This is a genomic window from Cobetia amphilecti (assembly GCF_020217465.1).
GTDB lineage: Bacteria > Pseudomonadota > Gammaproteobacteria > Pseudomonadales > Halomonadaceae > Cobetia > Cobetia amphilecti.
The window spans coordinates 678,626-690,795 of the sequence record NZ_CP084115.1; the positions used below are offsets into that span (position 1 = coordinate 678,626).

The window sequence follows — 12,170 nt, forward strand, 5'->3', positions numbered from 1 at the left end:
GCTTTCAGGCACGGCCGGCTATCCGACGGGGCTTGTCTGTTACCACGCGCCTGTTACCACGCGCCTGTCACCACTGCCTCTCATCACCTTTCCTGCCATCACCTTTCGGGAGACTCGTTTCATGAAGATCGCCGACCACTGCTTTCTGATCACCGGCGCAGCATCCGGCCTCGGGGCCGCCACGGCCTCACGTATTGTCGCGGCCGGCGGCCAGGTGGTGCTGGCGGACCTTGCCGAGGCCGCACGTGAACAGGCCGATGCGCTTGGGGAGGCGGCACGCTTCTGTCATTGCGATATCACCGACAGCGCCAGTGTCGAGGCCGCGCTGGATGTCGCGGAGCAGACCTTCGGTGCCATCCACGGCGTGATCCACTGTGCCGGCGTGGTGAGCGTCGCCAAGCTGGTGGATCGTGACGGCGAGCCTGCTCCGCTTGAGGGCTTCGAGAAGACACTGGCGATCAACCTGAGCGGCACCTTCAACGTGGCGCGCCTGACGGCGGCACGCATGGCGCGCAATGCCGCCGAGGGCGAGGACGGCGAGCGGGGCATCATTCTCAATACCGCCTCGGTCGCGGCCTTCGATGGCCAGGTGGGGCAGTGTGCCTATAGCGCCTCCAAGGCCGGGGTCGCCGGCATGACGCTGCCGATGGCGCGCGAGCTGGCACGCCATGGCATTCGCGTGATGGCGATCGCGCCCGGCGTGTTCGAGACACCGATGATGGCCGGCATCCCGGAGCCGGCTCGCGAGGCGCTGTGCGAGGCGGTGCCGTTTCCCAAGCGTCTGGGCAAGCCCGATGAGTTCGCGCGTCTGGCCGAGCACATCATCACCAACAGCATGCTCAACGGGGAGGTGATCCGCCTCGATGGCAGCATTCGCATGGCCTGAGGCTGGCGGGTAAGACCTTTATCGTCTGGATCGGGCTCTCTGGATCGGCTCTGGGGAGAGAGCACGGTACACAAGGAATCTTGCAGGACAGGTTATCTCTGGGGGAGATATTGCTCGATCGCGGCTGCGGTCGGGCTTTTTTGTGTCTGTTTTTTGTGTCTTCTTTTGTGTCTGCCGTGCGCGAGGGCGGCCTGGAGACAGGGTTCGCCACTGATGAGACAGGGCTTGCCACCAATGTCGCAGGCCAGAAATCAAACGACCGCTTGACGGTATGGCGAAGGAGGCGTTAATTTCAAACACATGTTTGATAGTGTTGCGTCAGACCTGTTCGCCGCCAGCGACTCGCTTCTTCATTGCTCGAGTGAGTGCTGCGCCGCCTGACAAGCGTCCTGCCGCCACCTGTCGTTGTTCAGGTCAGCGCCGCCGCGTCGCGACGGCTCAAGGAGTAAAGCATGCCGGACTATCAGGCGCCGTTGCGCGACATCCACTTCGTGATGAATGAGCTGCTCGACTATCCCGCGCACTATGCCAGCCTGCCGGGTGGCGATGAGGCCAGCGACGATATCGTGACCGCCATCCTGGAGGAGGGCGCACGCTTCGCGCACGAGGTGCTGACGCCGCTGAACCAGTCGGGCGATCGCGAGGGCTGTACCTTCGAGGGCGGCGAGGTCAAGGCGCCGAGCGGCTTCAAGGCTGCCTATCAGCAGTATGTCGAGGGCGGCTGGCCGAGTCTGGCTGCCTCACCGGAGCATGGCGGTCAGGGTCTGCCGCCGTCACTGGCGATGGTGCTCTCGGAAATGGTCGCCTCCGCCAACCTGTCGTGGGGCATGTATCCGGGCCTGTCGCATGGCGCGATGAATGCGCTTGAACATCACGGCAGCGAGGTGCTCAAGCAGACCTATCTGACCAAGCTGGTCGAAGGCAGCTGGACCGGCACCATGTGCCTGACCGAACCGCATTGCGGCACGGACCTGGGGCTGATCAAGACCCGCGCCGTGCCGTTGGCTGACAGCGATGGCAGCAAGGGCTACCGCATCAGCGGCACCAAGATCTTCATCTCGGCCGGTGAACATGATCTTTCCGAGAACATCGTGCACCTGGTGCTGGCCAAGCTGCCGGATGCTCCGGAAGGCTCGCGTGGCATCTCGCTGTTCGTGGTGCCCAAGTTCCTGCCCGACGCCAATGGCGAGGCCGGTGAGCGCAACGGCGTCAGCTGTGGCTCCATCGAGCACAAGATGGGCATTCACGGCAACGCGACCTGCGTGATGAACTTCGACTCCGCCACAGGCTATCTGGTCGGCCCGCCGCACAAGGGGCTGGCCTGCATGTTCACCATGATGAATGCCGCGCGTCTCGGCGTGGGGATCCAGGGCGTGGCGCTGGCCGAGGCCAGCTTCCAGAATGCGCTGAGCTATGCGCGTGACCGTCTGCAGATGCGTGCCCTGTCTGGCGCCAAGGCGCCTGAGAAGGCGGCCGACCCGATCATCGTGCATCCGGACGTGCGCCGCATGCTGCTGACCCAGAAGGCCATCGCCGAGGGCGGGCGCATGCTGGTGATGTACGCCGCCCAGTTCAATGACATCGTCGAGAATGCTCCGGACAGCGAAGACAAGGCACGTGCCGATACCTTGCTCGGCCTGTTGACGCCCATCGTCAAGGCCTTCCTGACCGAGACCGGCTTCGAGGCGACAAACCATGGCGTGCAGGTCTATGGCGGCCACGGCTTCATTCAGGAATGGGGCATGGAGCAGTTCGTGCGCGATGCACGCATCACCCTGCTCTATGAAGGCACCACCGGTATCCAGGCGCTGGACCTGCTGGGCCGCAAGATCCTGATGAGCCAGGGCGAATCGCTCAAGGTCTTCACCAAGGAGATCCACAAGTTCTGCCAGGCCAGCGAAGGCAGCGAGTTTGCCAATCCGCTCGCTGAGCTCAACCGCGAATGGGGCGAGCTGACCATGGCGGTGGGCATGGGTGCGATGCAGGACCGCGAAGCGGTCGGCGCGGCCAGTGTCGATTACCTGATGTATGCCGGTTACGTCACGCTGGGCTACCTGTGGGCGCGGGCCGGTGAGACGGCCAGGGCCGCGCTGGCGGCCGGCGAAGGGGACGCTGCCTTCTATCAGGCCAAGCTGGATACCGCGCGCTTCTACTTCCAGCGCATCCTGCCGCGCACGCAAGGCCATGCCGCGATGATTCGTGCCGGTGGCGAGACGCTGATGGCGCCGACGGTGGAAGGCTTCGGCAGCGGCTTCGAGATCTGATGACGGTTTCAAGCCTGACAGCAGTTTCAAGCCTTACAGCAGCTTCAAGACTCAGCAGTTCGATGTATCGGCAACAGTCGTGTCTTATGCCTCCAGTCAGTGCGCTCTGACTCGGTACCCTTGGGGAGACTTCGGTCTCCCCATTTTTTGTGCGCTTGGTGTCAGGCAGGAGTTTTTCCCGACACGAGCAATCAATCTCGTTTCAGTCTTGGCTTGTGACAGGCATGCGCCCAAGATAGGCGCATCGAAGGCTGCCCCGCGGTTTCCTCGGGACAGCGACGCGCATGTACTTATGGCAAGTACTGATGGCAAGTACTGATGGCAAGCACTGACAGGATAGGTGGCGCAGGATGCACGCGAACGACACGCCTGACGAAAGATCGCGACACGAGGAAGTGCCGCCCGAGGCGCAGATGGCTGACGCGCAAGCGCCTGACGATAGCGTTGGCGAGCCACGCAGCGTCAGTGAGGGCACTTCCATCGAGGAGGCCGTGACACGCATGCAGGTGCCACGCGACGAGCGTCAGCAGGAGGCGCTCGAACGCTCCGGACGTTCTCGCCATGCGCCCAATGTGCGCCGCGCGCTGGAGATTCACCCCTTGCTGGTCGGCATGGCCGCAGTGGTCATCATCATCGGCGGCCTCAAGCTGGCGGCGGACCTGGTGGTCCCGCTACTGCTGGCGGTGTTCGTCGCTGCGGTCTGCGATGCGCCGGTGCGCTGGCTGGCCCGTCACGGCATCGGGCAACGCTTCGGGGTGCCGATCGTCATCCTGACGGTCTGCGTGCTGTTCTCGTCGCTGACGGCGCTGCTGGTCTCGCGCTTCACCCTGTTCAGCGATGAGATGCCCAAGCTTGAGGAGAGCCTGCGCGAACAGTATCAGAGCATGCTGGAATGGCTGGCGGACAGTGGCGTATCCATCGCGCCGGCCCGCTTCAGCGAGCTGGTCGATCCGGCCTCGTTGACCCAGTGGGTGCCGAACCTGCTGACCGGGCTTGGGGGGCTTCTGTCCTCGAGTGTCATCATCGTGCTGACGGCCACCTTCCTGCTCTATGAGGCGCTGTCACTGCGCGACAAGCTGGTCAGCACGCTGCGCAGCCCGCATGTCAGCCTGCGCCGCTTCACGCTGTTCTCGCTGACGCTACGCCGCTATCTGGCGGTCAAGACCTTGATCAGCCTCGTGACCGGGGGACTGGTCGCGATCAGCTGTCTGGTGCTCGATGTGGAGTTCGCCTTCCTGTGGGCCACGCTGGCCTTCTGCCTCAACTACATCCCCAACATCGGCTCGGCGCTGGCCGCGGTGCCTGCGGTGTTGCTGACGCTGGTGATGCCGGAGGGTGGCGCGGTCAAGGCGCTGATGCTGGGCGGCTGTTATCTGGCGATCAACTTCATTCTCGGCAACTTGATCGAACCGCGCGTGATGGGGCGCACCCTGGGGCTGTCGACGCTGGCCGCCTTCCTGTCGCTGGTGGTGTGGGGCTGGGTGTTCGGGCCGGTGGGCATGCTGTTGTCAGTGCCGATCACCATGACGCTCAAGATCGCCTTCGACTCGCACCCGGGCACGCGCTGGGCGGCGCGTCTGCTGGGCCCCTCCGTGCGCCGGATCCGCCGTCGTCGACGCATGGCGGAGGAATGACCCGCGAGCCAGCTCTGCGTGGATGACCCGCTGCCAGAATGCCAAAGGCCCCGTCACGCTGTGCGTGACGGGGCCTTTGGTTATCGAATCAGTGCGCGGTGGCTGGCGGGGCAGTCACCTGTCAGCAAGTCGACTCAGAGGTTCTGCTCGATGAACTGGCTCAGCTGACCCTTGGACTGGGCACCGACCAGAGAGGCGACCTTGGCGCCGGACTTGAACAGGATCACGGTCGGCACGCCACGCACGCCTTGCTCGGCGGCGATTTCCGGCGCGTCATCGACATTGACGTTGACGATCTTCAGGCCTTCGCCTTTCTCGTTGGCGACTTCTTCGACGACCGGCGCCATCATCTTGCACGGACCGCACCACGGGGCCCAGAACTTCAGCAGGACCGGGGCTTCAGCGTTGAGAACTTCCTGTTCGAAGTTGGCGCCGGTGACATCGACGTGATTGGACATCTTGTTTCTCCAGGGGATTCGTTTCGCTGTCTGCGGCATTGCCGGACATGCAGGCTGCGTCCGATGGTAGCGCCACTTTGCATCACTGACAAATGGGCATTGTCCATCGGCTCAATAGCACGGGGTTATGATCGCTAGTGTTTTTATAGCTGTTTTATTGGTTTGAGGGAATAGCAACGGGGCAGGCAATGTGGATTGCCCGCCCCGACTTTGGTATTGCCTATGCGAAAGATCCCGCAGCAAGGAGAGCTCAGAAGAAGGCGTAACGGATGCCCAGCCCCAGCAGCAGTGTCGTCAGCAGGCCCTGCAGCAGGCCGCTGGGCATGTGGCGCGTCAGGCGTGCGCCCAGGCTGATGGCGGGCAGTGAGCCGACCAGCAATGCGCCGAGCAACAGGAAGTCGACGTTGCCCAACCACAGGTGGCCCAGTCCCGCCACCAGGGTCAGCGGTACGGCGTGAGCGATATCGGTGCCGACGATGCGCGCGGTGCTCAACAGCGGGAACAGCATGATCAGCACGGCAGCGCCGAAGGCGCCGGCACCCACGGAGGACAGGGTGACGCACACGCCGAGCACGATGCCTGACAGCACGGTCAGCGGTGCCGCGTGGCGTACGATGAAGCTTTCCGGGCTGATCAGCCCCAGCAGGCGCTTCTTGAACAGCAGCACGCCGGCGGTGAGGATCAACATCACACCCAGCATGCCCTTGATCAGGCCCGCGTAGGCGGTGGGGTCAGTGAAGAAGGTATGCAGGACCGCAATCGTCAACAGTGCCGCCGGCAGCGAGCCGATGGCCAGGCGCCGGGCGATGGTCCAGTCCACATGGCCCTGGCGATGGTGCGCGAAGGCGCCGCCCGCCTTGGTAATGGAGGCATAGAGCAGGTCAGTGCCCACGGCGATGTGCGGCGGGAAGCCGAACATCAACAGCAGGGGCGTCATCAGCGAGCCGCCGCCCACGCCAGTGACACCGACCGCGAAACCCACTCCGGCGCCTGCCAGCACGTATAGCAGCAGTTGTGTGACTTCCATCCCTACCTACCCCCTTGTCAGGTTACTGTCGCCAATCTACTCTTGAGCGTATATTCCCGAAAGGAATCATTATTCATGATTTTATCGCCCGATCATCTTAGCAAGGTGACCGGCCATGTCCGGGCCACTGTCACGCCGCGTCGCGTCGATGGTGCTTCTCAGGAGAGTGAAGCCGCATGAAACTCCAGCAGTTGCGTTATATCTGGGAAGTCACCCGCCACAACCTGAACGTGTCCGCCACCGCGCAAAGTCTGTATACCTCCCAGCCGGGCATTTCCAAGCAGATTCGTCTGCTGGAAGATGAGCTTGGCGTCGAAATCTTCGCACGCAGTGGCAAGCACCTGACGCGGGTGACCCCGGCCGGCGAGTCCATCGTCGAGCTGGCAAGCCAGGTGCTGCGCACGGTGGAGAACATCAAGCACGTCGCCCAGGAGCACAGTGACGACCGTCGCGGCAGCCTGTCGATCGCCACCACGCACACCCAGGCGCGTTATGCCTTGCCGCCGGTGATCGCCGATTTCACGCGCAAGTACCCGGATGTCGCGCTGCACATGCAGCAGGGCACGCCGAAGCAGATCGCCAACATGGTCAGTGAAGGTCAGGCCGATTTCGCCATCTGCACCGAGTCGCTGGAGCTGTTCAACGACCTCATCCTGCTGCCGTGCTATCGCTGGAACCGCTGCGTGCTGGTGCCCAAGGATCATCCGCTGGCCAATGGCGAGGAGCTGACCCTCGAGTCGCTGGCCAGTTATGCGCTGGTCACCTATACCTACGGCTTCACCGGCCGCAGCCAGCTGGACGATGCCTTCAAGTCCCACGGCCTGGCGCCCAACGTGGTGCTGACCGCCTCGGACGCCGATGTCATCAAGACCTATGTGCGTCTCGGCATGGGCATCGGCATCGTCGCGCACATGGCGGTGGACGAGGTGGCTGACGAGGACCTGGTCGCGCTGGATGCCACGCATCTGTTCGAGAGCTCCACGACCAAGATCGGCATCCGTCGCGGCACCTTCATGCGCAGCTACATGTTCGAATTCGTCGAGCGCTTCGCGCCGCACCTGACGCGCGAGCGTGTCGAAGCGGCACTGGCCGCCGGCCCGCGCCACGAGCACGAGATCTTCCACGACATCGAGCTGCCGGTGCGCTGAGTGCCGGTGGGCTGAGTGCCGGTGGACTGAGTGTCGGTGGACAGTGTCGGTGGACAGTGTCGGTGGACAGCCCCGGTGAACTAAGTCCCGCTCGTCAGATCTGCCACAGCGCAGATGAAAAAGCCCGCCTCCTGAGAGGCGGGCTTTTTGCTGGCTGGGCGGTGCGAGCACACAGCATCAACCACAAGGCTCAGTGTGCCAGGTGCAGGCCACACTCGCGGTTGTCTTCCGCCTTGGTCGGGTCGACGTAGTCGAACTCGTTGGGCAGGTCGTGGGCGACCAGATACTCGTGCATCTGCTTGGATGACCAGTTGAGCACCGGGGCGACCTTGATCAGGCCATCGCCGTTCAGCGAGACCGGCTGCATGCCGGCACGGAAGGCGGTGTCACTGGCGCGCACGGCGGTGAACCACATCTCGGGGTTCAGTTCGCGCAGTGCACGCTCGAAGGGTTCGAGCTTCACTTCACGGGTGAAGGCTTCGTGGCGCGGGTCATCGATATGCGGCGTGAGACCATCGACGGCTTCACGGTGGGCACGCGTGCGCTGCGGCAGATAGATGATGCGGTTCAGGTTCAGCTTGCGCGTCACTTCATCGGCGAAGCGATAGGTGGCATCGGTGTTGTAGCCGTTGTCCATCCACACGATCGGGATGTCAGGACGGAAGCGCGTCACCATGTGCAGAATCACCGCCTCGAAGGGACGGAAGTTGGTGGTGCAGATGGCGTGCTTGTCCAGTGACAGGGCCCAGCGGGTCAGGGCTTCCGGGTCGTTGCCGAATTCGGCATTGATGCGGGCGAGATCGAAGGTATCGGACATGAGGAGTCTCCAGAACGAGGGCACGTCCGATGGAGCGGGGCGCAGGGCTGATCAATGGCCAGCAAAGACCATCAGCAGAGGCGGGTAGCGCTCAAGGAGACGTGCAGGAATGCGCCTACCCTATCAAAGGCAGGCACTACTTCCCCAATACGAATTCGTTCGAACGTTATATGCCATCGAGTTATGGCGCTCATGACGCCTTATAACGCCGCCTGTCAGCCAAGCGCTTCCATCAGACGCTGGATCTTGGCCAGGCTCTCGCGGTATTCGGCCTCTTCCTCGGAGTCGGCGACCAGACCGCCGCCGCCCCACAGATGCACCTGGCCCTCGGCGATCACCGCCGTGCGGATCGCGATGGAGGTATCCATGTGGCCGCGGATATCCAGATAGCCGAGGCTGCCGCAATAGGCGCTGCGGCGCACCGGCTCCAGCTCCTCGATGATCTGCATGGCGCGGATCTTGGGCGCGCCGGTGATGGAGCCGCCGGGGAAGGCGGCGCCGAGCAGGTCCAGCGCATCGCGTCCTTCATCCAGGGTGCTGGTGATGGTGCTGACGGAATGGTGCACGTTGGCGTAGCTCTCCAGCGCGCACAGTGAGGGCACCTTGACGCTGCCGGGCGCGGAGACGCGGCCCAGGTCATTGCGCAGCAGGTCGACGATCATCACGTTCTCGGCGCGGTCCTTGGGGCTTTCAAGCAGCTCGGCGGCAAGTTGGGCGTCCTCTTCCGGCGTCGTGCCACGTGCGCGGGTGCCCTTGATCGGCTTGGTCTCGACCGCGCGGTGATTGACCTCGACGAAGCGCTCCGGCGAGACGGAGACGATCGCCATCTCCTCACCCTGGGGGTCCTGCCAGCTCAGATAGCCGGCGTAAGGTGTCGGCGTGGCCTGACGCAGGCGCAGGTAGGCATCCCAGCTGTCGCCACTGCAGTCGGCGGAGAAGCGCTGGGTCAGGTTGATCTGATAGCAGTCACCGGCATGCAGATACTCCATCACCTGGCGGAAGCGTTCGCCGTAGCCCGCGCGGTCCAGCAGCGGCGCGAAGGGGGTGTCGAGGGCGAAGTCGGCGCTGCGCGGCGCCGGTTGCTCCAGCCACTCAAGCACCTGCCTGCGCCGTTGGGGCGAGGCGATCAGCCAGCTCTGCTGGCGCTGATGGTCACTGATCAATGCCCAGTCATAGAGACCGAGACGCGCCCAGGGTAGCGCGATATCGTCCTCGGTCGTGGCGGGCAGGTCTTCCAGCGCGCGCCCGAAGTCGTAGCTCCAGTAGCCCAGCAGGCCGGCAATGAATGGCAGGTCTTCGGCTGTCAGGTCATGCCGGGCGAGCTCTTCGCGTGCCAGTGTCTGTGGCAGCAAAGTCAGCAGCTGGCGCTGGGCCTCGATCACCGGCAGGCGGGCGAGGCGCTCCAGCGCTTCACTGAACTGGCTCAGGTCACGCATCGACTCCGGCAGCGGGCCAGTGAGCTTGCCGCCGTGTGGGCCTTGCTCCAGCACGGCCAGCGGGTCGCTGCTGATGATGTCGAAGCGGCCACCGGCCAGCGACGGCTGGCCGCTGTCGAGCAGCACGGCGTCGGGACGTGAGCGCAGGCGTGCGAAGCGCGACAGCGTGGAGGCTTCATCCTCGGCGGCGAGGGCGTAGGGCAGGGCGTTGATTTCGAGCGAGATGGTCATGACAGCTTCCGTTGGCGGACAGGGCATTCTAGGCATCCGAAGGCGTTTTGTCCGCCCATGCGTGCGGATTCCGGTGAGGGGCTGTCCTTGTCGGCTTGCCGTTCTCCCGTGCGCTGATTAAGGTGCCTGCCTCTGAACGCCCTGCGCCGTCATCGATGACTGCCCTGACGCACGTGCTGACGTTCGCCCAGCCCTCTTGCCCAGTCTCTTGCCCAGCCCCTGGCACCCCACCGGAGCCCCTGCATGCATCCCGAGTTCGAACATGGCCAACATCTGCTGTCACGTCCCGATCAGAACATCTTCTGGCAGCGTCTCAAGCGGCATGACGCACAGGGCGGGCGTCGACTGCTGATGCTGCACGGCGCGGGCGTGGCCGGCACGCTGACCTGGGCACCGCTGGTCGGGCATCTTACGGCCCATGATGAGCTGATCATCCCGGACCTGCGTGGCATGGGGCAGACGCTGGCGCCGCAGGGCGGCGAGCCTCCTTTCACTCTCGAGCAGGTGGTCGAGGACGTGATGGCGCTGATCGAGACCCAGCGCATCACGCATTTCGACCTGATCGGCTACAGCTTCGGCGGGCTGGTCGCCATGCGTCTCGTCCAGCGTCTGCGCGCCGAGCGCCCGGAGGTGAAGGTCGGCGACATCAGCCTGCTGGAGCCGGCACTGCTGGAGCGCGAATGCCACGCCACCATGGTCAAGGTGCGTGACGGCTACGCCGAGGCGGCGCGCGCCATGCGCGAAGCCTCAAGTCCCGAGGCGGGCATCACCGCCTTCCTCGACCTCATCTCGCCGCACCGTACGCGCAACCCGCGCGCCGAGCGCATGATGGTGGCGCGACTGGCGCATCGTCATCTGGGCTTCGCCAATGCGCTGGACTGTGTCACGCATGCCGTGCGCGAGATCGACCGTGAGGCACTGCTGGCCGACGTGCTGGCCTCAGGCAGCGAGGTGCGCAGCCTGGTCGGCGGCAAGAGCCCGCAGACCCTGCGCGACTATCACAGCCTGCTGGCCGAGCGTCATGCGGGCTGGCAGTCGCTGGAAATCCCCGGCACCGATCACTCGCTGCCTTTCCAGAAACCCCGCCGCATCGGCGCGGAGCTCAGCTTCGTATAAAACATGTGATTGTCGACAAGCCGGCCGATGAGCGGTCTGGCATTGAGACTCAAGACGCCCCGTCAGCCTGTGCTGGCGGGGCGTCTTTCGTCTTGGCTGCTACCGTCTGGAGTGCCTCTGGCATGGTGACGCGGGAAGACTGGCATGGCGGCGCCTCAGGCGGTTCGGCCTTGTTCTGGCAGCCTTTTGTCCAGCGCATGCCAGCTCTCTTACGCCAAAGGTGTAGAGGATTTGGCGGATTGCATCTTGACCCACTCAGGCTCGCTGGCTAGTCTGGCAGTCATTGAATGATTGTCGACAATGGTGCTGAAAGTCCCTCATCGCCATTGTCCTGTCTCAGCCCCTTGTCCAGCCGGATTGCCTGACCGCCATGACCACCGATGCCTTTCACAATGCCACCACCGCTCGAAGCCTCGCGCGCGGCGCCACTGCCGAGCAGGCAGGCCACACCGCCTCCGCGAGTGCTCCGACGCCTGAGGTGCGCACCCTGGCCGAGCGCGTCTTCCACCAGCTGCAGGACGCCATCGTGCGCGGTGAGCTGGCACCGGGCAGCAAGATCACAGAGCCGGGGCTGGCGCAGGCCTATGGCATCTCGCGCGGCCCGCTGCGTGAGGCGATGCGTCGCCTCGAGGTCCATCGCCTGATCGAGCGCGTGCCCCACGTCGGCGCGCGGGTGGTCAAGCTCTCGATGACCGAGCTGCTGGAGCTGTTCGACGTGCGTGAGGCGCTGGAGAGCATGGCCGCGCGTCTGGCGGCGCGGCACATGACGCAGGAGGAGGTCACGCGGCTGCGCAGCGTGCTCAAGACCCACGAGCAGCAGTCGGACCTCAAGACCGGCACCGCCTACTTCCAGAAGGAAGGCGATCTCGACTTCCACTACCAGATCGTCCTCGGCAGCCATAACCACATGCTGATGACGATTCTCTGCGACGACCTCTACTACCTGGTGCGCATGTATCGCACCCAGTTCAGCGCCAGTGGCTCGCGTCCGCAGAAGGCCTTCGTCGAGCACCACCGTATCGTCGATGCCATCGAGGCTGGCGACGAGGAGCTGGCGGAGCTGCTGATGCGGCGCCACGTCAGCGCCTCGCGGGAGAACGTCGCCCGCCGCTATGCCGCCACGCTCAAGGAAGAGCAGGGCGAGGAGTGAACT

At 64.2% G+C, this 12,170-nt stretch carries 10 protein-coding genes; 6 read left to right on the plus strand and 4 right to left on the minus strand.

The features are described 5' to 3' along the window. Positions 1 to 121 precede the first annotated feature (121 nt). From LCW13_RS02875 to LCW13_RS02885, 3 genes are all read left to right on the plus strand, one after another. Positions 122 to 886 (plus strand): SDR family NAD(P)-dependent oxidoreductase, encoded by a 765-nt coding sequence (locus LCW13_RS02875; protein WP_215823860.1) that lies wholly within the window; start codon positions 122 to 124, stop codon positions 884 to 886. A 452-nt stretch (positions 887 to 1,338) separates the two neighbouring features. Next, positions 1,339 to 3,150, plus strand: a complete 1,812-nt coding sequence (locus LCW13_RS02880) for an acyl-CoA dehydrogenase C-terminal domain-containing protein (protein WP_225347550.1) — start codon at positions 1,339 to 1,341, stop codon at positions 3,148 to 3,150. A 413-nt stretch (positions 3,151 to 3,563) separates the two neighbouring features. After that, positions 3,564 to 4,784, plus strand: coding sequence for an AI-2E family transporter (locus LCW13_RS02885; RefSeq protein ID WP_225347551.1), 1,221 nt, complete (start codon positions 3,564 to 3,566; stop codon positions 4,782 to 4,784). A 134-nt stretch (positions 4,785 to 4,918) separates the two neighbouring features. On the opposite strand, the gene trxA is transcribed toward LCW13_RS02885, so the two are convergent. Beyond that, positions 4,919 to 5,242, minus strand: a complete 324-nt coding sequence (trxA, locus tag LCW13_RS02890) for a thioredoxin (protein WP_043333971.1) — start codon at positions 5,240 to 5,242, stop codon at positions 4,919 to 4,921. 250 nt (positions 5,243 to 5,492) lie between these two features. Further along, on the minus strand, positions 5,493 to 6,269 hold the full coding sequence (locus LCW13_RS02895) for a sulfite exporter TauE/SafE family protein (RefSeq protein WP_043333970.1): 777 nt from the start codon (positions 6,267 to 6,269) through the stop codon (positions 5,493 to 5,495). Between the two features lie 176 nt (positions 6,270 to 6,445). Between LCW13_RS02895 and cysB the strand changes: the two genes are divergently transcribed. Next, a complete protein-coding gene (gene cysB / locus LCW13_RS02900) occupies positions 6,446 to 7,417 on the plus strand; it encodes an HTH-type transcriptional regulator CysB (RefSeq protein WP_043333969.1) in 972 nt (323 codons plus the stop codon). Positions 7,418 to 7,607: 190 nt separating this feature from the next. Here the strand turns inward: cysB and LCW13_RS02905 are convergent, their stop codons facing one another. Both LCW13_RS02905 and pabB read right to left on the minus strand, forming a co-directional pair. Further along, the gene (locus tag LCW13_RS02905; RefSeq protein ID WP_054555396.1) at positions 7,608 to 8,234 is read right to left on the minus strand and encodes a phosphoadenosine phosphosulfate reductase domain-containing protein; all 627 of its coding nucleotides are present in this window, start codon (positions 8,232 to 8,234) and stop codon (positions 7,608 to 7,610) included. Positions 8,235 to 8,449: 215 nt separating this feature from the next. Then, entirely contained in the window at positions 8,450 to 9,901 is a 1,452-nt protein-coding gene (pabB, locus tag LCW13_RS02910; RefSeq protein ID WP_225347552.1) for an aminodeoxychorismate synthase component I, read from the minus strand. 243 nt (positions 9,902 to 10,144) lie between these two features. On the opposite strand from pabB, the gene LCW13_RS02915 reads away from it, so the two are divergent. Both LCW13_RS02915 and LCW13_RS02920 read left to right on the plus strand, forming a co-directional pair. Next, positions 10,145 to 11,017 (plus strand): alpha/beta fold hydrolase, encoded by an 873-nt coding sequence (locus LCW13_RS02915; RefSeq protein ID WP_225347553.1) that lies wholly within the window; start codon positions 10,145 to 10,147, stop codon positions 11,015 to 11,017. Between the two features lie 370 nt (positions 11,018 to 11,387). Next, positions 11,388 to 12,167 (plus strand): GntR family transcriptional regulator, encoded by a 780-nt coding sequence (locus tag LCW13_RS02920; RefSeq protein WP_043333965.1) that lies wholly within the window; start codon positions 11,388 to 11,390, stop codon positions 12,165 to 12,167. Positions 12,168 to 12,170: the final 3 nt, after the last annotated feature.

Excerpts from the sequence above, each read along its gene's own strand:
- LCW13_RS02875 (WP_215823860.1), top strand. The coding sequence starts at position 122 with ATGAAGATCGCCGACCACTGCTTTCTGATCACCGGCGCAGCATCCGGC.
- LCW13_RS02880 (WP_225347550.1), top strand. The coding sequence starts at position 1,339 with ATGCCGGACTATCAGGCGCCGTTGCGCGACATCCACTTCGTGATGAAT.
- LCW13_RS02885 (WP_225347551.1), top strand. The coding sequence starts at position 3,564 with ATGGCTGACGCGCAAGCGCCTGACGATAGCGTTGGCGAGCCACGCAGC.
- trxA (WP_043333971.1), bottom strand. The coding sequence starts at position 5,242 with ATGTCCAATCACGTCGATGTCACCGGCGCCAACTTCGAACAGGAAGTT.
- LCW13_RS02895 (WP_043333970.1), bottom strand. The coding sequence starts at position 6,269 with ATGGAAGTCACACAACTGCTGCTATACGTGCTGGCAGGCGCCGGAGTG.
- cysB (WP_043333969.1), top strand. The coding sequence starts at position 6,446 with ATGAAACTCCAGCAGTTGCGTTATATCTGGGAAGTCACCCGCCACAAC.
- LCW13_RS02905 (WP_054555396.1), bottom strand. The coding sequence starts at position 8,234 with ATGTCCGATACCTTCGATCTCGCCCGCATCAATGCCGAATTCGGCAAC.
- pabB (WP_225347552.1), bottom strand. The coding sequence starts at position 9,901 with ATGACCATCTCGCTCGAAATCAACGCCCTGCCCTACGCCCTCGCCGCC.
- LCW13_RS02915 (WP_225347553.1), top strand. The coding sequence starts at position 10,145 with ATGCATCCCGAGTTCGAACATGGCCAACATCTGCTGTCACGTCCCGAT.
- LCW13_RS02920 (WP_043333965.1), top strand. The coding sequence starts at position 11,388 with ATGACCACCGATGCCTTTCACAATGCCACCACCGCTCGAAGCCTCGCG.